This window comes from Hymenobacter arcticus, assembly GCF_054779975.1.
In genome coordinates this window covers 386,093-407,740 of record NZ_BAAGXF010000001.1, presented here as the reverse complement: position 1 = coordinate 407,740, position 21,648 = coordinate 386,093, and the positions used below count along the sequence as shown (strand labels likewise).

The following is a 21,648-nucleotide window of genomic DNA, read 5'->3' as shown; positions in this document are numbered from 1 at the left end:
ACAAAATGCTGTTAATCAGTATTTTGTAAATAAATATTAAATGTAGTGCCCTCGCCCGGCTGGCTGGCTACCTCAATGTGGCCCCCTTGCGCCTGCACCAGCCGGTTGACCAGGAACAACCCCACGCCTGTGCCCGGTGCGGCATCGGGGTGGAAGCGCCGAAACAGCTGAAACAGCTCGCCCCGGTGGCGCTCCAGGTCAATGCCCAGGCCATTGTCCTGCACTTCCAGCACGGGATGGCCGGCGGCCAGCCAGGTGCGCAGGCGCACCCGCGGGGCGCGGTCGGGGTGGCGGTACTTGAGGGCGTTGGCCAGCAGGTTGAGCAAGATGGTGCGCAGGTTGCGCGGCGAGTAGCGCAGCACGGGTAACGCTTCGAAGCAATTAGTTATAAAAGCTTTGCTATCAGTTATTTGCAAGTGCAGGGCCTGGGTGGTCTCGGCCACTATGTCGGCCATGGCCACTTGCTCCACGGGCTCGTTGGCGGGCTGACGCTCTTCCTGCACCACGCTGGCTAGGTCGGCAATGGTGGTGGCCAGCACGCGCAGCGAGTCGTCGGCCAGGTCCCACATTTTGGGGGCGAAGGGGTCATCAAACGTGGCCGTGGCGCGCAGCTCGTCAAACAGCCCGCGCAGATTGTTTACCGGCTGCTTGAGGTCGTGGCTGGCGGCGTATACAAAGTTGTCGAGGTCGGCGTTGGTGCGGGCCAGCTGCTGGTTGGCAATGGTGAGCTCCGCATTCTTGGCATCGAGGGCGTGGCGCGTTTCCTCCACCATTTCCAGCGACTCACGTAGCTGCTGGTTCATGGCTTGCAGCTCCTGGTGGTAGTTAGATTGGTACTGCCGCCACTCGTTTTTTTCGATGGCGTGCACCACCGTTTTAGCCAGCAGCTCGGGGTCGAACTGCTGCTTGACCAGGTAATCGAGGGCGCCGATGCTCAGGGCCTGCACGGCCAGCTGCTCGTTGCCGCCGCCCGTTATCATCACCACGCACAAGCCATCGGGCGGGGCCAGCTGCTTGAACTGGGCCAGCAAATCGAGGCCGTCCACGTCCGGCAGGTTGTAGTCGAGCAGCACGCAGTCGGGCTGGGTGCTGGCAAACAGCTTAATGGCTTCCTGCCCTGAGGAAGCTTCGATAATTTCTACCCGCTCGTGGCCCAGCTGCTTACCTAGGTAGCGCCGGTAAAGCTGCCGGTCCTGCTCATTGTCATCGACGAGAAGAATTTTCTTCACCTTACACGTTCAGGGATGAGCGCCTTAGTTAAGCGCCGGCAGCTCCGAGGCCCCCAGCCAATAATTGATAGTGAGCCGAATTTTCTCTTCCAGCGCGCTGTACTCAATCGGCTTGGTGAGGTAGCTGTTGGCCCCCAGGCGGTAGCAATCCTCAATATCGCGCGAGCTGGAAGAGGTGCTGAAAATAATAACCGGGATGGAATGCAGCAGCGGGTCGCGCTTGAGAATTTCGAGCACCGCCCGGCCATCGGTACCCGGCAGGTTAAGGTCGAGCAGCACCAGGGCAGGCAGCGTGGCCGGCCAGCCCACCGCCTTGCCGTAGCCCTTGAGGTAGGTGAGGGCCTGGTCGCCATCCTCGCAGCGCAGCACGGGGTTTTGGAGGGCGTGCTTGCGAAAGGCGCGCCCCAAGGCGGTAAAGTCCTCGGCACTATCCTCCACCACTAAGATGGGCTTCAACGGGCTGGTAATCACGGCTTACTATAATTAATTATAAAACGGATAGCTGCTTGGGCAGCGAGAAATAGAAGGTAGCTCCCTGGCCTAATTCAGAAGCAACCCATAGGCGGCCGCCCTGTTTTTCAACCATTTTCTTGGCAATGGCTAAGCCAGCCCCGGTGCCGCCGCCATACTTTTCCTGGGCATGGAGGCGCTTGAACAACTTGAATACATTCTCGTGGTGGCGCGGGTCAATCCCGATGCCATAGTCTTGTACGTAAAAGACATGAAAATTGGATGGACTACTCGGGCCGCCGGGTACCACCACGCCGCTGCCCACTACGCCAATAGTGACGGCCTTGGCCGCTTGGTCGCTATACTTTATACCGTTGGCTACGAGGTTGTTAAATATTTCCTGTAGCCATAGGTACTCGCCCAGCACCGTGGGCAGCGGGCCCAGTACCGTGACCGTAGTTTGGGTTTGTTCCAGGCGCGGGTGCAGTAGGTCGAGCACCCCGGCCACTACCTCGTTCATGTCTACCTCCTTGAAAACCACCTCAATGCGCCCCACGCGCGACAGCTGAAGCAGGCCCTCAATCAGCCCTTCCATGCGCTGGCTGAGGCGCACCAGGGTTTGCAGCTTGCTCACGCCGTCGGCATCGAGCTGGTCGGCGTAGTCTTCGAGCAAAAAAAGCGAGTAGTTGTGAATGCCCCGCAGCGGCTCTTTGAGGTCGTGCGAGGCCACGTAGGCAAACGAGTCCAGCTCGTCGTTGCTGCGCTCCAGCTCCGTGTTGAGCTGCTGCAGGGCGCGGGCGCGGGCGTGTAGCTCGTTGAACACCTTGAGGCGCACGTCGGAGATGTGCAGCCGGATTTCCTGGGCCGCCGCCAGCTCCAGGGGCTGCCAGGGTGCAGCCGTGTTCTCGACCAGCTGCTTCCAGGCCTCAAACGACTGGCGGGGCGACAAAAACAGCTCGCCATTGGCCAGTTGCTGCACCTTTTCATTTTGGCCCGCCCAGGTCACGGTTTCCACCAGCTCGGGCCGAAACCAGAGCAGGTAGTTGCCGGGGGCCTCGGCCAGCGCCGCCGCCAAAATGCCGCTGGCCGTGCCCCGAATGGCCACCCCCGCCGGGTTGAGGCTGGCGTACGAACTGGTGTGAAATACGTCCTGCTGCACGTGGGCTTGCAGCCAGGCGAGCAGCTCCTCCACCTGGGGGCGGCTGGGCGTGCTGCCCAGCAGGGTTATCTCGCCATCGAAGCAGATGGCCGCGCCGCCGCAATCCAGCACGCCGGCCAGCGTAGGGGTCTGTTTATAAAGGCCTTCGACAAAATTGGGCGTGTGCGAAATGTGCTCAAACAGCCGCACCTGCCGCTCCCGAATGCGCAGCTGGTAGGCCAGCTCGTCCTGCTTTTGCTTGGAGCCGAGCAGGGCCGAAAACGTTTTGGCAATGAACTGGCACAGCTCGCGCAGCTCGTAGCTCACCAGCAGGGGCGTGCGGTGGTGGCAGGTAATCATGCCCCACAGCTGCCCGTCCTGGATGAGCGAGAGCGTCATGGTGGCCGCCGAGCCCAGGTTGTGCAGGTACTGGATATGAATGGGCGACACGCTGCGCAGCACCGCATAGGTCATGTCGGGCGGGCGGCTGGTGCGGGCCACTCGCAGCGGCACCAGGCGGGCCGGCACGTAGCTAGCATCGGGAATAAAGCGCAGCCAGTTAACCAGATACATAGCCCGCGCCTGCTGCGGAATGTCGCTGGCCGGGTAGCGCAGCCCCAGCCAGGGGGGCAGGCCGGGGCTGGTGGCCTCGGCCACCACCTCGCCACTCTCATCGGGCGCAAAGCGGTAGATGGCCACCCGGTCGAAGCCCGTGAGGGCGCGCACCTGCGCCACGGCCTGCTGGCAAAACTCAGCCACCGAGCCGGCGGTCAGCATCTGGCCCAGCGCGGCGTTCAGCAGGGGCAGGTCGAGGGTAGCGGGCCCGCTCTCCACCACCGGCTCAAACTCCAGCCACAGCAGCCGGTCGTGGCGGTGCATAATGAGCTTGTAGAAGGGCTGCCCCGCCACCAGCTCGAGGCGCACGCCCAGCAGCTGGTGCGCGGTGGTGAGGCTGGCAAAGCACGCTTCCACTTCGGCCACGCGGGCGGGGGCCAGCAGGCAGCCCAGCCCCGCGTTAAACAAATCGGCGGGGTCTATCCCCAGCAGGGTGGTCGTGTTTTCACTCACGTGCGCCACGTGCCGCGTGTTCTCATCAAGGCACAGCACAAAGCCGTAGGGCTGAATGGACCCCGGCGTGTGAATCGGCTCGCGGTCGCAGTTGGTGAGGGTAATGGCCTGGTCAAGCAGGCGCTCGTCGGGGAGGCTCACGGGCGGACCAGCCAGTCGGCCAGCGTTTGAAAGGTGACAATGGCTGACTGCACTACCGCAGCCTCCTCTTCGGGGGCAACCGTGGTAGTCAGCAAGTGGCAAAACGATTTCCAGCGCGGCCCGGTAAGTGGCCCCGCGCCGGTGAAAAACCGGCCCAGGTCGAGGCCGGCCTTGGCCAGCTGGCGGGCCAGCACCTGCCCGCCCAGCGTCGAGCCTTCGAGCACGTACATGGCCCCCAGCAGCTGGGGCAGCGTGGCCAGCGGCGGCAAAGCCGGGCACAGCGGCAACTCACTGGCGGATACCCGCAGGTCTTCCAACAGGAGGGGAGTCCGCAGGCGTTCAGGGATTTCCCAGGCCGGGCCCAGGGCCGCGGCGTGGGCTTGCAGCTGGGTTTCGTAGGGCTGCATGAAGCCGTACATCTTAGCTAAAAACCGCTCGGTGGCCGTTGCGCTGGGTGTGCCCGTGGCCAGGGCCCGGTTGAACTCGTTTTGCTCCACGGCATCGTGGTAGGGGCGGGTTTCGGCGCGCAGGCGCGCCAACAAAGGAGCAGGAACAGACGGATTACTCAACGCAGAAACAGGACGGCCAGAAGATGCAAATTAACCCCAAAAAGCCGGCACCACGAAAGTCACAATAATAGAAAGCGGACGGTCAAAAAATAAGCCTGCTCATCTAATTGATGAGCAGGCTTATGCAAACTATTATGGAGGAGCCTGTTAAAGCCCGGCCGCGGGGCCTAGCGGTTTTTGCGGGTGCTCTTTTTGCCGCCCGTGATAATGGGCACCGGCGTAGAAGAGGCCGTGCCCGCCGCGTTGCGCGAGCTTACCAGCACGTAGTAGGTGGTGCCGGGCTCCAGGCCATCGACCGTGATGCGGTGCTGGGTGGTAAAGTCCGCCACCAGGCGCTCCTGGGTGAGCTCGGTGGCTGAGGGGCCAAACTTGAGGCGGGTGTCGCCGGGGTACAGCGTGGTGTACTCCAGGGTGAAGCTTTGGGGCGTGGTGCCCACCGGCACGGGCTCGCCGGTGATGCGGGGCACACCGCCACCGCGCACAATGTCGCTGGCCAGGCGCGGCAGCAGCTGGTAGCCACCCGTGCCGCTGGGCGAAAACTGGCTCAGGATGCCGCGCACGTCAAACGACTCGCCCTTGGGCACCGCCGAGTCGATGAGGCCGGTGGGCCCGGTGCTGGCGTTGGTGACGCGCAGCAGGGCGTTTTTGTCGCCGTCGAGCAGGAAGTTGGCGTTGGCGGTCAGCGTTTGCACGGGCGTGCCCGTGGGGTTGGTGAGCTGCGACACGCCCGTTATTTCGAGCAGGCGGCCCTCGTTGGCTTCCACAAAGGCGCTGCCCACGTCGGCCATGGGCACCTTGAGGCTGCGCAGGGCGTGGCCGCCGCTGATTTTGCGCACCGCCATAATGGGGTCCATTTCGAGCAGGTTATTATAGCTCTTGAGCTGGCCGGTTACTTGCAGGCTGTCGCCGGCGCGCAGCTCGTCGAAGCCCGGCACGCGGGTGGGCAGGGCGTAGAGGGCCAGGCCCGCCTCGCCATCCTGCACGTAGCGCAGGCCGCCCAGCTCGGGGCCGTTGAGCACCACCGCCCGTATCGTCACCGTGGCACCCGCGCCCAGTGCCCGCGCCGCCTTAATGGACTGCACGCCCGTGACAGGGGGCGTAGCGGCGGGCTTGGGGGCAGGGCCCGCCAGGCTGCTGAGCAAAGTGGCGACAACTAGAGGCGTAGCAAAAATCATATGGAGAAAAGAAATAGCACTACTTGTAAAAAAGGCGTGTAAATTAAGGTGCAAAGCTAGCTGACAAGCAATTAAGGGCGGTTAAGCCAAGGTTAAAAATGTTGCTATTCCAATAAGTAGCTCATTCACAAGATATTAACTTCGGGGTGCAATTCGATGCCGAACTGCGTGCCCACGGCCCGGATGATTTCTTCGGCCAGCGCGCGCAGCTCCTGGCCGGTGGCCCCGCCGTGGTTCACGAGCACCAGCGCCTGGCGCTCGTGCACGCCGTGGGTGCCCGCGCCCGCCCCGCGCCGCAGCCCCTTAAAGCCGGCCTGCTCGATGAGCCAGCCCGCGGGCACCTTCACGCCGCCCGGCACCGGGTAGCCGGGCAGGCCGGGGTAGCGGCGCTTGAGGTCGTCGAACCTGGCCTGCGACACTTCGGGGTTTTTGAAAAATGAGCCCGCGTTGCCGATTTCGGCCGGGTCGGGCAGCTTCGAGCGGCGAATGTGCACCACGGCCTCGCTCACGTGGCGCGGGGTGGGCTCGTCCTCAATGCCCAGCTCGGCCAGCGTTTCCCGAATGGCGCCATAGCTGCTGTTGGTGGGCCGGGCGGCCGCGGCGCGGTGCAGCCGCAGCACCACCGACGTCACCACAAACTGGTTTTTGAGCGCGCCCTTAAACACGCTTTCGCGGTAGCCGAAGCCGCAGGCTTCCTTGCCAAATACCCGCAGCTCGCCGGTGCTGATTTCCAGCGCCTCCAGCCGCTCAAAAGTGTCTTGCAGCTCGGCGCCGTAGGCCCCGATATTCTGGAGCGGGGCCGCGCCCACCGTGCCGGGGATGAGCGAAAGGTTTTCGACGCCGCTCAGGTCCTCGTCGAGGGCGTAGGTTACCAGGCCGTGCCAGCTTTCGCCGGCCCCGGCGCGCAGCAGGGCGGTGTGCGTATCGGCATCTTCACCCATGATTTCGAGGCCCATCAGCTCGTTTTTGAGCACCACGCCGTCAAAGTTTTGGGTGAGCAGCAGGTTGGAGCCGCCGCCCAAAATGAGCAGCGGGCCGGCCTGCACCTCGGGCTGGGCCAGCAGCTCGCGCAGCGCTTCCACCGAGGCAAAGCGCGCAAAGTAGCGGGCCTGCACATCGAGGCCAAAGGTGTTGTAGGGGCGGAGCGAAACGTTTTCTTCGAAGAGCGGCATGGCGCAAAGGTCGGCAAGTAGCGTGGACTCTGTGAGTCCGCGCGTGGCCCGATGGCCGAACGACCCTGCCAAACGCCCCCACGCGCGGACTCACAGAGTCCACGCTACCCTACATTAGGCACCATGAACCCGCAAGACGCCACCCGCCATAGCAAATTTCTGAGCCAGCACCTACGCCACCAGCCCGAGGCCATCGGCCTGACGCTGCAAGCCGGCGGTTGGGTAGCCGTGGCCGACTTGCTGGCCGCCTGCGCTGCCCACGGCCACCCGCTCACCCACGACGAGCTCGACGACCTGGTGGAAGATAATGACAAACAGCGCTTTGCCTACGACGAGACCGGCCAGCGCCTGCGGGCCCAGCAGGGCCACAGCGTGGCCGTCGACCTGGAGCTGGCCCCGGCCACGCCGCCCGCCGTGCTCTACCACGGCACCGCCCCGGCCGCGCTGCCTGCCATCCGGGCCACCGGCTTGCAAAAGATGAGCCGCCACCACGTGCACCTCACGGCTGATGAGGCCACCGCCCGCCGCGTGGGCCAGCGCCGGGGCCGCCCCGTGCTGCTGACCGTAGACGCCGCCGCCTGGCACGCGGCCGGCGGCGTGTTCTACCGCTCTGGCAACGGCGTGTGGCTCACCGAGGCCGTGCCGCCGGAGTACGTGCGGGAGGCTTGACGGGAGGAGCCTGGTGAAAAGGCAATAACCTAGAACGTCATGCTGAGCTTGTCGAAGCATCTCTACCGCGCCGTTAGTGATAAGTAACCCCCGATGGCGTGGTAGAGATGCTTCGACAAGCTCAGCATGACGTTCTGGTTACTTACTTTAAGAACAAACGAAAAAAACCGCACCTTTACCCCTTCCCACCCGTCGCCCTGCCTCATGAAACGCCTCTTCCTCAGTGCCAGCTTGCTGCTGGCGGGCCTGGCCGCCGCGGCCCAGCCCACGCCCAATCCCACGCCCCGCCAGCTGTACCCCGGCCTGTTTGAGGCTATCCAAATGAATCGGGTGTACCCGGATGGCAAAACCTTTGTGGATGCGCTGCCCACCGCGCCGCCCACCGAGGTAGTGGCCGCCTACGAGCACCTGCGCGGCCAGCCGGGGTTTGATTTGCAAGCCTTTGTAAAGCAGTATTTTATGCCACCCACGGCGGTGGCCAGCGACTATCGCAGCAACATCCAGGCGGGCATTCGGGCGCACCTCGATACGCTGTGGACGGTGCTGAGCCGGCCGGCCCAGCTGCAACCGGTGCCGTACTCGTCGCTGCTGCCGCTGCCCCGGCCCTACGTGGTGCCAGGCGGGCGCTTCCGCGAGATGTACTACTGGGACTCGTACTTCACGATGCTGGGTTTGCGTGAGGCCGGCCGCACGGCGCTGGTGCGCGACATGGTGGCCGATTTTGCCTCGCTCATCGACCGCTATGGGCACATCCCGAACGGCACGCGCACCTACTACCTCAGCCGCTCGCAGCCGCCGTTTTTTGCCCTCATGGTGCAGCTGCTGGCCGAAAGCGAAGGCCCCGGCAGCCGCGCCCTCACCCAGTTTCAGCCCCAGTTGCTGAAAGAATACGCCTACTGGACCGCCAACGGCGCCCAGCCCGCACCCGGCACCGCCGAGCGCCTAGCCGTGCGCATGCCCGGCGGCGAGCTGCTGAGCCGCTACTGGGACGACAGCGACCAGCCCCGCGAGGAGTCGTACCGCGAAGACGTGGAAGCCGCCAAAACCAGCACCCAGCCGCCGGCCGAGTTTTACCGCAATGTGCGCGCCGCCGCCGCCTCGGGCTGGGATTTCAGCTCGCGCTGGTTTGAGCCCGGCCAGGGGTTGGGCACCATCCGCACCACGCGCCTCGTGCCCGTGGACCTCAACTGCCTGCTGCTGACCCTGGAGCAAACCCTGGGCCTGGCCGCCCGCCAAGCCGGCGACTCCGCCGAGGCCCCGCGCTACCGCCAGCTCACCCAGCGGCGGGCCGCCGCCATCCGGCGCTACTGCTGGGACGCCAAGGCCGGTATCTACACTGATTATGACCTCGATAAGCGCCAGCCCACGCCGGCGCGCACCTTGGCCGCCGTGTTTCCGCTGGCCTTTGGGGTGGCTACGCCCGCCCAGGCCAGCCAGGTGGCGAGTCATTTACAGCAGGAGTTTTTGCGGCCCGGCGGCCTGCTCACCACCCCCGTGCACAGCGGCCAGCAGTGGGACGCCCCCAACGCCTGGGCCCCGCTGGAGTACCTGGCCATCGTGGGCCTGCGCCGCTACGGCCAGCAAGCCCTGGCCGATACCGTTGCCGACCGCTGGGCCCGCCTCAACGTGCGCGGCTTCATGCAAACCGGCAAGCTCCTCGAAAAGTATAACGTGGAAGCCACCGGTACCGCCGCCGGCGGCGGTGGCGAATATCCCCTGCAAGACGGCTTCGGCTGGACCAACGGCGTGCTGCTGACCCTCGAAAACGCCAAGCAGCGGGCCAAAATGGAGCGGGCCGTGCCCCGCCCCGCTACCGCCCCCGGCAGCCGCCCCACCCGCAAATCAATGGATAAGCGCAGCGTCGTACCGGTGCCGTAGCAAGCTAATTTATTGATTATCAATATGTTATGTAAGAAGTATCGGGGCGTGGCAGGCACTGCCCCGGTACTTCTTACGCCACGGTGCCGCCGCAGCTGGAGCCCGCGCCCGCTGTGCAGCCGTAGCAGTGTTGGTTGAGCACGATGGGCCGCTGTGCCAGGGCCGCCGCGTCGAAATCGCGGATGTGCTGGCCGGTGCTGGCCACGTGCAGGTCGAGCATCTGGTTGAAGTCGCAGTCGTAGAGGCCACCGTCCCAGCCCACCGAAATGGTGTCGCGGCACATCACGCCGGCCGCCGCCGTGGGGTTGAAGGCGTTCACGAGCTTCTCCATGTAGCCCGCGTAGTTGCCCGACTCCACGAGGTAGTCGAGGAAGCGGCTCACCGGCAGGTTGGTAATGGCAAACAGGCTGTTGAACACAATGCCGTGGTCCTTGAGCAGCGCCTGCTTGAACTGCCGCTCCAGGGCCGCCTGCGGGCCGGGCATAAAGGCCCCGGCCGGATTATACACCAGGTTCAGGGTCAGGCCGCTACCGGGCTGGCCGTAGCCTACAGCGTTCAGCATTTTCAGGGCCTTGATGGAGTCGTCGAACACGCCATCGCCGCGCTGGCGGTCGGTTTTGTCGGCCGAGTAAAAGGGCAGCGAGCTGACCACTTCCACCCCGTGTTTCTTGAAAAACTCGGGTAGGTCGTGGTACTTCTTATTGGCCACGATGATAGTTAAGTTGCAGCGTACCAACACCTTGCGACCTAGTTTGCTGATTTCCTCCACAAACCACCGGAAGTCGGGGTTCATCTCGGGCGCGCCGCCGGTGAGGTCCACCGTCGGAATGTCGGTGGCGGCCAGCGCGTTGAGGCAGAGCTGCATCGTTTCGCGGGTCATGATTTCCTTGCGGTCGGGGCCGGCATCCACGTGGCAGTGCTTGCACACCTGGTTGCACATCTTGCCCACGTTGATTTGCAGCACCGCCGGGGCCACCGGCTTAAGCGGAAACAGGCTGGCCTCCCGCATCTTCTGGTGGAAGGGCGGCAGGTGCAGCACATCCACCACTTCCTGGCGCAGTACGGTGAGCTGAAAAGCCGAATCGGCGAGTTGGTTGCCGGAGGCCTTGAGAGATTTTATCATGGGGAAAGTAGCGTGGACTCTGTGAGTCCGCGCGTGGGAACGTTGGGAATCGTACAACGCGCGGACTCACAGAGTCCACGCTGCACTACATCGATAACTCCTTGACCTTATTCATCATCTGCACGCCGTGCACCAGCGTAGCGCCGCCCCGGATAGCGGCGGCCACGTGTACGGCCTCCATCATTTCGGGCTCGGTACAGCCTTTTTCCAGGGTGTCGGCCGAGTAGGCGTCGATGCAGTAGGGGCATTGCACGGCGTGAGAAACGGCCAGGGCGATGAGCGATTTTTCGCGGGCCGTGAGGGCACCTTCGGCGAATACGGCCCCGTAGTAGGCGAAAAACTTATCGGCAAACTCTTTCTGAAACTCACCGATGTTGCCAAATTTCTTGAGGTCGGCGGGGTTGTAATACGTTTCCATGGGGCAGAACTTTGAAGTATACTACGAAAAAAAGACGGGGGACAGATTGCCGGGCGGGCTACTCGTAAAAATTGCGCAGCCGGCGCTGGGAAGTTAGCACCACCCAGTCGCCGAGGCGGGGCAGCAGCGAATGCACCACTAAAATAAGGCGGCCCAGAGCCGAAATAACCGTGCGCCGCCGCCGCCGCCGCACATGTTTCAAAATGATAGTCGCCACCTCGGCCTGTGACTTTTGCCAGCGCGGCGGGCGATGCGCAATGGGCACGGGCTGGCCCGCCGCATCGAGCACGCGCTTGTCGGGGTCGTTTTGGGTGAAGCCAATGTGCACTACCCCGAAATGCAGGCCGGTGCCAGCTAGTTCCAGGCGCAGGGTGTGGGCCAGGTTGGCCAGCGCGGCCTTGCCGGCGCAGTAGGCCGAGCCGCTGGGCATGCCGTTGAGGGCCGAGATGGAGGAAATGAACGTGACGCTGCCCCGGGCCGCAATGAGGTGCGGTAGCGCCGCCTTGAGCGGGAATACCGCGCCGTACACGTTACTATCGAGCACCTGCCGAAACACATCAGGCTGCATATCAGCGAAGTAGGCGCGTTGGGAAATGCTGGCGTTGGCAATCAGGATATCGAGCCGGCCGAAGTGGGCGATGGCCGTGGCCACAAGGCGCTCGCAGGCGGCGTAGTCGGTGACGTCGGCCACGCAGGCCGCCACCGGGTAGCCCTCATCGGCCAAGGCCAGGCGGGTGGCTTCGAGGCGCTCGGCCTGGCGGCCGTTGAGCACCACGGCCGCCCCCTGTTGGCAAAAAGCGCGAGCCGTTGCGCGGCCAATGCCCGACTCGGAGCCGGTGATAACCACCACTTGCCCCGCCAGCGAACCGGCCTTTTTACTTGACATAGCCGTGGGTGATAAACCAGTCGCGGGCCTCGGCTGCGGCTTGGGTGATGGGCGTTTGGGGGAGGGCCAGCTCAGCGCGGGCCTTTTGGGCGGTGAAGTAGTGGCCATCGTTGGCCACGGCTGCCATGGCCGCATTTACCGGGGCGGGGCGGCCGGTGAGGCGGGCCCGGAGGTCGCAGAGCACGCCGTAGCAATTGGCCAGCGGCGGCAGCACCGGCCAGCGCGGGGGCGCTACGCCCAGCACGCCGCTCAGCAGCCCGAAGGCTTCGTGATAGCTCAGGTTTTCATTGCCTAGAATGTACGATTCGCCCACCCGGCCCTGGGTGAGGGCGTTGACGGTGGCCACGGCCACGTCGTGCACGTGCACGTAGTTTTTGCCGCCCAGCGGGTAGCCGGGCAGCTGGCCGGCGCGTAGCGCCAGCAGCAGCGCGCCCGAGGTGGGCCGGGCATCGCCGGGGCCCAGCATAAAGGTGGGGTGCACCAGCACGGCGGGCAGCTGCTCGCGGGCCACGGCGGCCAGCACGCGGTCGGTGGCGGCGCGCTTACTATCCATGTAATCAAGCCCGTAGCGGCGGCCGGCGTAGGGCCGGGTTTCGTCGCCGGGCCGGGTTTTGGAGCCAAAGCCAAAGACGTTGGCGGTGCCCACGTACACGAAACGGGCGATTCCAGGCTGCCGCGCCATGCGAAGTGCATTTTCAGTGCCACTGAGATTGGTAAGCACCACGTCTGGATTGCGAGCGGGGTTTACCTGGGCCAAAGCAGCCGCATGGATAATGGCCCCGCAACCCGCGGCCAGGCCAGTCATGGTTGCCTTAGTGGCAGCGGGAGCCAGGTCAAACTCAACCACCTCAATAGGCAGCGATTGCAAGGGCGGTAGGGCCGAACTGTGCGGGCTGCCCGGCCGCACCAGCGCCCGCACGGGGTAGCCGCGGCGCAGCAGTTCGGCCACGAGGTGGCGGCCCAGGAAGCCGTTGGCGCCGGTCACGAGCACGCGTGGCAGCAGAGATGACTGACTCACCGGTAGTTGAGCAGGGCTTTGTAGGTGCGCGCAATGCGCGGCGGCGGCTGCTTGAGAAAGTACATAGCGAAGGCCGTGAGGTTGGCCAGCTGCACGCGCAGCCAGCCGTTGGTTTCGTACTTGCGGGCCGACACTACCACATCCAATGGCACGATGTAGAAGCTGGCCACCCGCCGGATGCGCTGGATAATCTCGAAGTCCTCCATTATCACAAACCGCTCATCGAAGCCCCCCAGCTGCTCAAACAGCGCCCGCGTGACGAACAGCGTCTGGTCGCCGCCCCTGCTCATAATGCCCTTAAAGCGAGTGCCGTAGCTGTTGATGCGCAGCAACGGGTGCTTTGAATCGAACCGGAAGCGGTAGCAGCCCGCCGCGTGGCCCTGGGCCACGGCCGCCGCAATGGTGGCCACGTAGCCGGGGTGAATGCCCACGTCGGCGTGCACGAAGTAGAGCACCGCGCCGCGCGCGTGCCGGGCGCCGTGGTTGAGTTGGGCGGCGCGGCCGGGCTTGGGCGCGGGCAGCACGGTGGCCCCGGCGGCGCGGGCGGCCGCGGCGGTGCCGTCGGGGCTATTAGCATCCACCACCAGTATTTCGACCGCGCCGGTCGGGGCGTGTCGGCGCAGCTCGGCCACCAGCCGGCCAATGTTGGCGGCTTCGTTATATGTAGGAATAATGACGCTGAGCATAGGGGCAAACCGGCTACGGAGCCGCAACTTCCGCACGAATTAACGAATAGGAGGGTGGTCTGGACCAAAATGCTGCGGTAAAAGCCGTTTGCAGCACCGGCCGCCGCGCTGGCCAATGCCCGCCGACATTGGGTTTAACCCTCAGAAGATTGCGCCCGCTAATCTTTGGGTGGGCCTTTCTCCGTATGTAGCCCCCAATGAACAAGCTCATGAAAACCTCGACCCTGGCCGCCCTGGTGCTGGCGGCGGGCACGCTCACGGCCGTGGCCGTGAGCGTGCCCGGCCTCAACCCCGTGCCCACGCCCACCTACGCCGTGCCCGCCGCCAGCGCCGTGGTGGACCACAGTGCCTACGACCGGCTGCTCAAAAAGCACGTTACTGCCCAGGGACTAGTTGATTACAAAGGGTTTAAGGCCGATGAAGTGGCTTTCAACCAATACCTGGCCCTGCTCAGCAAAAACCCGCCCGCCGCCAACTGGAGCAAGCCCGACCAGATGGCCTATTGGATAAACGCCTACAACGCCTACACCATCCGCCTCATCCTCGACCACTACCCGGTCGAGAGCATCAAGGATATTGGCTCCAAAATCAAAATCCCGTTCGTGACCACGCCCTGGGCGGCCAAGTTTTTCAGCATCGGGGGCGAAAAAATGAGCCTCGATAACATCGAGCACGGCATTCTGCGCAAGAAGTTCGACGACCCGCGCATTCACTTTACGCTGGTGTGCGCCTCCATTTCGTGCCCCCGCCTGCGTAACGAGGCCTATACCGCCGCCCAGCTCGAAAAGCAGTTTGACGACCAGGGCCGCGATTTTCTGAACAACCCGGCCAAGAACAAGATTGGGAAGTCGGCCGCTCAGCTCTCCAAGTACTTCGATTGGTACAAGGGCGACTGGGAAAAGAACGGCCAGTCGGTGGTGAAGTGGGTTAACCGCTACTCGACCACCAAAATGGACGACAACACCAAGATTTCTTATTTGGAGTACAACTGGAACCTGAACAAGCAGTAAAATTTGTAGCATAAGCTTTAGCTTGTGCGTTATCTAGCCGGCACAAGCTAAAGCTTATGCTACATTAAACCCATACAATGAGCTACTTAGATACCACCGCCGACGTGTACCGCCAGGCGGCCCAGGAGCCCCAGGTGGGCCTTTGCTGCACCACCAACCCCGTGTGGCAGCTGCCCGGCCTCAGCATTCCGCAGCGCATGCTGAGCATGAACTACGGCTGCGGCAGCACCGTGAACCCGCGCGACCTCACCAACTCGCCCACTGTACTTTACGTGGGCGTGGGCGGCGGCATGGAGCTGCTGCAATTTGCCTACTTCAGCCGCCGGCCGGGCGCGGTAATTGGCGTAGACGTGGTGAGCGAAATGCTCGATGCCTCGCGCGACAACATGCAAACTGCTGAGGAGCAGAACGATTGGTTTAAAAGCGAGTTTGTGGACCTGCGCGCCGGCGACGCCCTGCACCTGCCTGTGGAAGATGAGAGCGTGGACGTGGCCGCCCAAAACTGCCTGTTCAACATCTTCAAGCTCGACGACCTCAAGCGCGCCCTCCAGGAAACCTACCGCGTGCTCAAGCCCCACGGCCGCCTCGTGATGTCGGACCCCACCTGCGAGCAGCCCATGAGCGACGAGCTGCGCGCCGACGAGCGCCTGCGCGCCCTCTGCCTCACCGGCTCGCTGCCCCTGCAACAGTACCTGGATATGATTGCCGAGGTCGGCTTCGGCACCATCGAGGTGCGGGCCAAGCGCGCCTACCGCGTGCTCTCGCCCCAGCACTACGCCACCGACGAGGTTATCTTCATTGAGAGCGTGGAAGTGTGCGCCATCAAGGACCCCATGCCGGCCGATGGGCCGTGCATTTTCACGGGCCGCACCGCCATTTTTTACGGCGGCGACGAATACTTCGACGACCACAAGGGCCACGTGCTGCTGCAGAACCAGCCCTTGGCCGTGTGCGACAAAACCGCCGGCAACCTGGCGGCGCTGGGCCGCGATGACATCTTCATCTCGCCCTCCACCTACCACTACGACGGCGGCGGCTGCTGTTAATTTTTATGCAAAGAGAAATTTGTCATTGCGAGCCCCACGAAGCAATCGCACCAGCACGACACCTGCGCTGGTCGGTCGTTTATCGTTCGGGTGCGATTGCTTCGCTGTGCTCGCAATGACAAATTTCTCTTTACTAAGCGCCGTAATCAGCGCGCTGCCCCTGGCCGCGCTGGCGCAGGCTCCTAAGCCCGCCGCGGCCGAGGTGCGGCACTACGGCATTGAGGTGGCGGGCCTGCGGGTGGGCACCATGACGGCCACGCGGCAGGCCGCCGTGGGCCCCGATGTGACGTACTCGTTGGTGAGCGATGTGAAGGTGAATTTCCTGTTCTATCACCTCAAGATTTACTACCAGGTAACCAACCATTTCCGCAGCGGCCAGCTGCTGCTTTCGACCGTGGAGGCGCATACCAACCAGGGCGATTTTGCTTCGCGGGCCGAGTGGAAAGGCGACCACTACGACATCGTGGCCGACCAGTACAAGCACCATTACAAGGCCACCGAAACGCAGCCTATTCGCTACGCCGTCACCAATATGTTCTTCGGTGAGCCGCCAGCTGGCCAGGCGCGGGCGTTTGCCGAATATTTCGGCGATTACTTCGCCCTGAGCCGGGGCAAGGCCGGTAGCTGGCAAGCCCTGCGCGATGGCCGCGAGGATGAGTATCAATACGCAAATGGCCAGCTGGTTACGATTATCAAGAAGAACCCGCTCAAGAACTTCATTATCCGACTGGAGAAGTAGGCGGTGCCGGGGCTGAAGCGAAGCGCTCCGTTAGGGCCGCCACTCAATACACCTTCTCGCCGCGCTTGAGCCAGATGCCCCAGGTGGGCGAGTAGGCGTGCACGCGGTCGGTGGGCTGGTTCGCGGCCGTTACTATCGGCTGGCCCTCGTTCACCCACTCGAAAATGCCGCCGTAGAGGTTGCGCACGTGGGTGAAGCCGGCCTGCTTCAGCTGCGCGCCGATTTTTTCGCTGCGCATACCCACCGAGCAGTACACCACGATGGGCGCGTCTTTGGGTAAATCCTGCACGGCGGCCAGCGAAAATTTATCGTAGCCCACCAGCCGCGCCCCGCGCAAGTGGCTGACGGCGAACTCCGGGGCCTCGCGGGTATCGAGCAGCACCGGGGGCGCGGGCTGTTGCCGCAGCTGGGCTACGCTCACGAAGGGCACCGACTCCTTGAGTAGGCCGCCGAGCATGGCCGAGTAGAGGGAACTGGTGGTGGGGGGCGCGTCGGGCCGGCGGCGCTGGTACACGACCAGCCCCACCACGCCCACTAGCGCCAGCACCCCCAGCCCCAGGAAAAACCGTTTCATATCGTAGCTGCTGCAAAAAAGCGAAGCCCCCGACTGCCCGGGTGGCCCCGTGGTTACGTAATACGGGGGCGGGGCGGTTAATGCACCGGCCGTTTACGCTGCTTTCTGCTGCTTGCTTTATGCCCGAACAACCCCCTGATTTTGACCTAATTGTGCTGGGCGCCGGCTCCGCTGGCCTGGGCCTGAGCTTGTTTATGGCCCGCGTGCAGCTGCGGGTATTGCTCATTGACCTCACTGCCGAGGCGGTGGGCGGCGACTGCCTCAACCACGGCTGCGTGCCCAGCAAGGCGCTCGTGCACGCGGCCCGGCAGGTGCACCAGGCCCGGCAGGCCACGCGCTTTGGCTTGCAGGTGAGCGGGGCTGCCGATATGAGCCAGGTGATGGCGTATATTGAAGAGCGCCAGGCGATTATCCGCCGGCACGAAAACCCCGACTACCTGCGCGGGCTGGGCATTGTGGTCGAAATCGGCAAGCCCCGGTTTGTGGGTAGCCACGAAGTAGAAGTCGATGGCCAGACGTACAAGGGCCGTAAAATTGTGGTGGCCACGGGCTCGCGGCCCCAGCCGCTGCAAGTGCCCGGGGCCGAGCTGGCGCGCCTCTACGACAACCAGCGCGTGTGGGACTTGCGCGAGCTGCCGCGCCGCCTGCTGGTGGTGGGCGGCGGCCCCAACGGGGTAGAGCTGGCCCAGGCCATGCAGCGCCTCGGGGCGCAGGTGACGCTGGTGCACCGCGCCGCGCGCATTCTCGAAAAGGAAGACCCCAGCATCAGCGCCGTGCTCGCTGGGCGGCTGCGGGCCGAGGGCCTCACGCTGCACCTGGAGGCCGAAGTAGCGGCCTTTGCCTCGGCCACCGAAGCCCGCATCAAGCCCCGGCACGGCGACGAGTTTGGGGTAGCGTTTGACGCGGTGTACGTGGCCATCGGGCGCGTGGTCAGCTTCGAGGGGTTGGACTTGGAGCGGGCCGGGGTGGAGGTGGATGCGCACGGCCATATCAGGCTCGATGAGCACCTGCAAACCACCAACCATGACATTTTTGTGGCCGGCGACGCAGCCAACTCGCTCAAATTCAGTCACGGGGCCGAGCTGCACGTGCGTTTGCTGCTGTTCAACTTCTTCTCGCCGATTAAGAAAAAGCTCAGCTACGACCATTTTTCCTGGGTCACCTTCACCGACCCCGAGGTGGCGCACTTCGGCCTCGACGCGGCCGAACTGGACCGACGCGGCACGCCCTACGAGCGCTGGGAAACCGACCTGGCCGACGACGACCGCGCCGTGGTAGACGACTACCGCGACAGCCGCCTGTTGCTGTTTATCGAGAAAAACCGGCTGCCGCTGCCCGGCCAGAAGCGCCGCATCCTGGGCGGGGCCATGGTAGCCCCTGGCGCGGGCGAGCTGGTGCAGGAATTGATTCTGGCCAACGCCAGCGGGCTGGGCATCAGCGCCATTTTCGATAAAATATACCCGTACCCCGTGGCCGCCCGCATCAACCAAAAGCTCATCGTGGACCACCAGGAAGTGTCGTCGCTGCTGCAAACAGCGCTCGACGCAGCCTATAAGCTACAGTGAACGAGCAGCTTGTAGGCGGCGAGTCCGAGTTACTCGTTCACTGTAGCCGCTGGCGCAGGCCGTAGCCGGTGAGCGTGCCAAAGCCCGCCACCAGCAGCCCCTGAAACGGCAGCAGGCCGTAGCTGCCGTAGTAAACACCCGCCGCCATTCCCACCAGAAAATAGAGCGTGAGCGCGCCCTCGGCCAGGGGTAGCGGCCCGGCCGGGCGCGGGTGAGCGCGGTGAGCCGCCGGCGCGCCGGGCCCGCCCGCGCCCAGCTTGGGCGTGCGCACGAAGGGCGACGCCCGGCGCAGCCAGCCCTGCACCACGGCGCGGGCATTGTGCAGGGCCAGGCCCATCGACAAAGCCAGAAACAGCAGCAACGCCGGCCCAAACCAGCGGCCGCCCCGCGGCCCCGCCCGCCGCCAGGCGGTGTGGTAATAGTAGGCTAGCGGCAGCAGCGTGAGCACAAAGCCAGCGGCAAGCCGGAAAGCCAGCTCAAAACCAGGCTGGTAAGCCCGCACAAAAACCAGCGGCACGCTCAACAGCGCCATCAGCAGGATAACGGCAAACACCGAGCTGTTGAGCAGGTGAAAGGTGGCGTGCAGCCGGGTGGCCAGCCCGAGGCCGGGCGTGCGCCACACCCGGCCGAGGTGCTTGCGGGCGGTTTCGGCGGCGCCCTTGTTCCAGCGGTGCTGCTGCGCTTGCAGGGCGCCCAGGTGGGCGGGCAGCTCGGCGGGGGCCACCACCTGGGGCAGGTACCGGAAGTGCCAGCCGCGCAGCTGGGCGCGGTAGCTCAGGTCGAGGTCTTCGGTGAGCGTGTCGGCGTGCCAGCCGCCGGCGTCCACGATGCAGGCGCGCCGCCACACGCCGCCCGTGCCGTTGAAGTTGAGGAAGTGCCCGCCGGCCTGCCGGCCCACCTGCTCCACCAAAAAATGCGCGTTCAGCCCAAAGGCTTGCAGGCGCGTGAGCAGCGAGTCGTTCTCATTCAGGTGGCCCCAGCGGGTTTGTACCATCCCAATGTCGGGGCTGGTGAAGTAGGGGATAACGCGCCGCAGAAAATCGGGCTCGGGTAGAAAGTCGGCGTCGAAAATGGCGATGAACTCCGCGTCGGTTTTGGCCAGGCCGTGGGCCAGCGCGCCGGCCTTGTAGCCCTGGCGGGTGGAGCGGCGTACGTGGGTAATGCGGTGGCCTAGAGCCTGGTAGTGCGCCACACGGGCGGCGGCTAGGGCCACGCCCGCGTCGGTCGAGTCGTCGAGCACCTGAATGAGCAGGCGGTCGGCCGGATAGTCGAGGGCGGCGGCGGCATCGAGCAGGCGCTCCACCACGTTGAGCTCGTTGTAAAGGGGCAGCTGCACCGCCACCGAGGGCCACGCGGCGGGCGCGGGCGGCGGGGGCAGGGGCCGCGCCCGCCGCGCCAGCCAGGTAAGCTGACCCTGCGTGAAACTGAACCCGAGCATAAATACCAGGCACAGGCCGTAGAGGACGACCAGCCCGGTGGCGAGAAAAAACATTTTTGGGGTTTCAATTAGCAATGAGTGATACTACTCAACCTGCTCATTATAAAGTTTATGCAAAAGGCGTTTGTCATTGCGAGCATGTTGCGGATTAAGCAAGGGACGCGGCAATCACACCAGAACGATGGACGAACGACCGGCGTGGGTATCGTTCTGGTGCGATTGCTTCGCGCTGCTCGCAATGACAAACGGAGTTGCGTAAGTCCTGAATTACTCATCACTCCTTTAAAACTAAAGCCCTACAAAATTCGCAACGAATCGGCGTGAATGAACGCCGAGGCCGCCAGCCGGCCCTCACGCGGGCCGTTTTCCAGGTTGAGCACGCCGCGGGGGCAGGCGGTGGCGCAGAGGCCGCAGCCCACGCAAGCGGCCCGCACAATGGGCTCGCCGCGCTGGGCGTACTGCTTCACGTCGATGCCCATCTCGCAGGCATTCGAGCAGTTGCCGCACGAAATGCACTGCCCGCCGTTGGTGCTGATGCGGAAGCGCGAAAAGTGCTTTTGCAGCAAACCCAGGTAGGCGGCCATGGGGCAGCCGAAGCGGCACCACACCCGCGAGCCCATCAACGGATAAAAGCCTACGCCCACGATGCCCGAAAACACGCTGCCAATGACGAAGCCGTAAAACTGCCCCAGCGGCCCCGTGACCACGCCCAGCGCCGGCACCGCCCCCGACGCCCCCACCCACAGCAGCGCCGTGAGCAAAATTATCAGCCCCAGAATGGGGTAAATGAGGCGCACCTCCCAGCGCCAGGCTTGGCGGCTTTTGTCGGAGAGGTGGCGGTAGGCGTCGCCGGCGGTTTCGGCCAGGCCGCCGCAGCCGCACACCCACGAGCAGTACCAGCGCTTGCCGAAGAAATAGGTGAGCACCGGCGTAGCCAGAAACGACATTACCACTCCCCAAAACACCATGAATACGCCCAGCCCGCCGCCGTGCAGCAGCTTGCCAATGGTGTCGGGAAACAGGTAGTCGTACTTCAGGGGCCAGAAATACGAGAAGTAGTACTCCGGCTGTTGAAAGGCCAGCAGCAGCCCCGGCAGCAGGAAGCCAAAGCCCAGCTGAAAGAACATCACCGAGGCCGTGCGCGCCAGGTGGTAGCGCGAAAAGCGGTATTTCCACAGCCCTCGGCCGCCTAGCACCAGCACCGCCAGCGTGTAAAACGTGCCATAAAGCAGCCACTGGTCGGCCGGCCGATGACGCAGCCACTGGCTAAACGGGTCGAGGGCCCGAATAAGGTTTTCGAGCATCCACGGGAACCAATACAGCACCACGTAGAAGCCCGTGAGGGCCACGCCCGTAGCCCAGGCCACGGTGCCCCGGCTGGTACTGGCCCGCCGCCAAAGGTCATGCGGGTGCCAGCCGGCTTCCGTGCGCCCAAAGGCCAGCCAGGCCCAGCCCAGCGCGCCGCCGCTCACCAGCGCCAGCGCGAAGTATAGGCTGAGTCGGGCGCGGCTGGGGTCGGCATCGAAGGCGGCTACCAGCAGGCCCAGCAGGCCCAGGGCCACGGCCGCTAGGGCTGGCTTTTCGCCGGGCGGCGTGGCGGCGGCTGGTGGCTGCGCCAGGGCCAGCGAAGGGGCAGGGTAATCTTGCATGCTAAAT

20 protein-coding genes are annotated in these 21,648 nt (G+C 64.2%); 6 read left to right on the top strand and 14 right to left on the bottom strand.

Annotation, left to right across the window (positions count from 1 at the left end; genetic code table 11):
• Positions 1 to 11: 11 nt before the first annotated feature.
• From ACYVGC_RS01880 to murB, 6 genes are all read right to left on the bottom strand, one after another.
• A complete protein-coding gene (locus ACYVGC_RS01880; RefSeq protein ID WP_460582079.1) occupies positions 12 to 1,229 on the bottom strand; it encodes a sensor histidine kinase in 1,218 nt (405 codons plus the stop codon).
• A 24-nt stretch (positions 1,230 to 1,253) separates the two neighbouring features.
• Positions 1,254 to 1,685 carry a response regulator gene (locus ACYVGC_RS01875; RefSeq protein ID WP_460582078.1) on the bottom strand — a complete coding sequence of 144 codons (432 nt, stop codon included), beginning with the start codon at positions 1,683 to 1,685 and terminating at the stop codon, positions 1,254 to 1,256.
• Positions 1,686 to 1,716: 31 nt separating this feature from the next.
• A complete protein-coding gene (locus ACYVGC_RS01870) occupies positions 1,717 to 4,026 on the bottom strand; it encodes an ATP-binding protein (RefSeq protein ID WP_460582077.1) in 2,310 nt (769 codons plus the stop codon).
• Positions 4,023 to 4,568 carry a biliverdin-producing heme oxygenase gene (locus tag ACYVGC_RS01865; protein WP_460582076.1) on the bottom strand — a complete coding sequence of 182 codons (546 nt, stop codon included), beginning with the start codon at positions 4,566 to 4,568 and terminating at the stop codon, positions 4,023 to 4,025. The genes ACYVGC_RS01870 and ACYVGC_RS01865 overlap by 4 nt, the downstream gene beginning before the upstream one ends.
• Positions 4,569 to 4,762: 194 nt before the next feature.
• The gene (locus tag ACYVGC_RS01860; protein ID WP_460582075.1) at positions 4,763 to 5,770 is read right to left on the bottom strand and encodes a hypothetical protein; all 1,008 of its coding nucleotides are present in this window, start codon (positions 5,768 to 5,770) and stop codon (positions 4,763 to 4,765) included.
• A gap of 125 nt (positions 5,771 to 5,895) precedes the next feature.
• Complete coding sequence (gene murB / locus ACYVGC_RS01855) at positions 5,896 to 6,942, bottom strand: UDP-N-acetylmuramate dehydrogenase (protein WP_460582074.1); 1,047 nt, start codon at positions 6,940 to 6,942, stop codon at positions 5,896 to 5,898.
• Between the two features lie 123 nt (positions 6,943 to 7,065).
• On the opposite strand from murB, the gene ACYVGC_RS01850 reads away from it, so the two are divergent.
• Positions 7,066 to 7,611 carry an RNA 2'-phosphotransferase gene (locus ACYVGC_RS01850; protein ID WP_460582073.1) on the top strand — a complete coding sequence of 182 codons (546 nt, stop codon included), beginning with the start codon at positions 7,066 to 7,068 and terminating at the stop codon, positions 7,609 to 7,611.
• A gap of 204 nt (positions 7,612 to 7,815) precedes the next feature.
• The gene (gene treA / locus ACYVGC_RS01845; protein ID WP_460582072.1) at positions 7,816 to 9,489 is read left to right on the top strand and encodes an alpha,alpha-trehalase TreA; all 1,674 of its coding nucleotides are present in this window, start codon (positions 7,816 to 7,818) and stop codon (positions 9,487 to 9,489) included.
• Positions 9,490 to 9,562: 73 nt separating this feature from the next.
• Here treA and arsS read toward each other — a convergent pair whose 3' ends face one another.
• The 5 genes from arsS to ACYVGC_RS01820 all read right to left on the bottom strand — a co-directional run bounded on the left by arsS (position 9,563) and on the right by ACYVGC_RS01820 (position 13,620).
• Positions 9,563 to 10,609, bottom strand: a complete 1,047-nt coding sequence (arsS, locus tag ACYVGC_RS01840) for an arsenosugar biosynthesis radical SAM (seleno)protein ArsS (RefSeq protein ID WP_460582409.1) — start codon at positions 10,607 to 10,609, stop codon at positions 9,563 to 9,565.
• Between the two features lie 88 nt (positions 10,610 to 10,697).
• On the bottom strand, positions 10,698 to 11,030 hold the full coding sequence (locus ACYVGC_RS01835) for an arsenosugar biosynthesis-associated peroxidase-like protein (RefSeq protein ID WP_070742308.1): 333 nt from the start codon (positions 11,028 to 11,030) through the stop codon (positions 10,698 to 10,700).
• A 58-nt stretch (positions 11,031 to 11,088) separates the two neighbouring features.
• Positions 11,089 to 11,916 carry an SDR family oxidoreductase gene (locus ACYVGC_RS01830; RefSeq protein ID WP_460582071.1) on the bottom strand — a complete coding sequence of 276 codons (828 nt, stop codon included), beginning with the start codon at positions 11,914 to 11,916 and terminating at the stop codon, positions 11,089 to 11,091.
• Positions 11,906 to 12,934, bottom strand: coding sequence for a Rossmann-fold NAD(P)-binding domain-containing protein (locus ACYVGC_RS01825; RefSeq protein ID WP_460582070.1), 1,029 nt, complete (start codon positions 12,932 to 12,934; stop codon positions 11,906 to 11,908). Before ACYVGC_RS01825 ends, ACYVGC_RS01830 begins: the two co-directional genes overlap by 11 nt.
• Positions 12,931 to 13,620, bottom strand: a complete 690-nt coding sequence (locus ACYVGC_RS01820) for a glycosyltransferase (protein ID WP_460582069.1) — start codon at positions 13,618 to 13,620, stop codon at positions 12,931 to 12,933. Before ACYVGC_RS01820 ends, ACYVGC_RS01825 begins: the two co-directional genes overlap by 4 nt.
• A 209-nt stretch (positions 13,621 to 13,829) precedes the next feature.
• Between ACYVGC_RS01820 and ACYVGC_RS01815 the strand changes: the two genes are divergently transcribed.
• The 3 genes from ACYVGC_RS01815 to ACYVGC_RS01805 all read left to right on the top strand — a co-directional run bounded on the left by ACYVGC_RS01815 (position 13,830) and on the right by ACYVGC_RS01805 (position 16,415).
• The gene (locus ACYVGC_RS01815; RefSeq protein ID WP_460582068.1) at positions 13,830 to 14,630 is read left to right on the top strand and encodes a DUF547 domain-containing protein; all 801 of its coding nucleotides are present in this window, start codon (positions 13,830 to 13,832) and stop codon (positions 14,628 to 14,630) included.
• Positions 14,631 to 14,707: 77 nt separating this feature from the next.
• Complete coding sequence (gene arsM / locus ACYVGC_RS01810) at positions 14,708 to 15,676, top strand: arsenosugar biosynthesis arsenite methyltransferase ArsM (RefSeq protein ID WP_460582067.1); 969 nt, start codon at positions 14,708 to 14,710, stop codon at positions 15,674 to 15,676.
• A gap of 115 nt (positions 15,677 to 15,791) precedes the next feature.
• Positions 15,792 to 16,415, top strand: coding sequence for a DUF6134 family protein (locus ACYVGC_RS01805; protein ID WP_460582066.1), 624 nt, complete (start codon positions 15,792 to 15,794; stop codon positions 16,413 to 16,415).
• 43 nt (positions 16,416 to 16,458) lie between these two features.
• Here ACYVGC_RS01805 and ACYVGC_RS01800 read toward each other — a convergent pair whose 3' ends face one another.
• Positions 16,459 to 16,989, bottom strand: coding sequence for a rhodanese-like domain-containing protein (locus ACYVGC_RS01800; protein ID WP_460582065.1), 531 nt, complete (start codon positions 16,987 to 16,989; stop codon positions 16,459 to 16,461).
• 119 nt (positions 16,990 to 17,108) lie between these two features.
• Between ACYVGC_RS01800 and ACYVGC_RS01795 the strand changes: the two genes are divergently transcribed.
• Positions 17,109 to 18,554: a dihydrolipoyl dehydrogenase family protein gene (locus ACYVGC_RS01795; protein ID WP_460582064.1), complete on the top strand. Its 1,446-nt coding sequence runs from the start codon at positions 17,109 to 17,111 to the stop codon at positions 18,552 to 18,554.
• Between the two features lie 37 nt (positions 18,555 to 18,591).
• Here the strand turns inward: ACYVGC_RS01795 and ACYVGC_RS01790 are convergent, their stop codons facing one another.
• On the bottom strand, positions 18,592 to 20,046 hold the full coding sequence (locus ACYVGC_RS01790; protein WP_460582063.1) for a cellulose synthase family protein: 1,455 nt from the start codon (positions 20,044 to 20,046) through the stop codon (positions 18,592 to 18,594).
• A 242-nt stretch (positions 20,047 to 20,288) separates the two neighbouring features.
• The gene (locus ACYVGC_RS01785; protein ID WP_460582062.1) at positions 20,289 to 21,641 is read right to left on the bottom strand and encodes a 4Fe-4S binding protein; all 1,353 of its coding nucleotides are present in this window, start codon (positions 21,639 to 21,641) and stop codon (positions 20,289 to 20,291) included.
• Between the last annotated feature and the right edge of the window lie 7 nt (positions 21,642 to 21,648).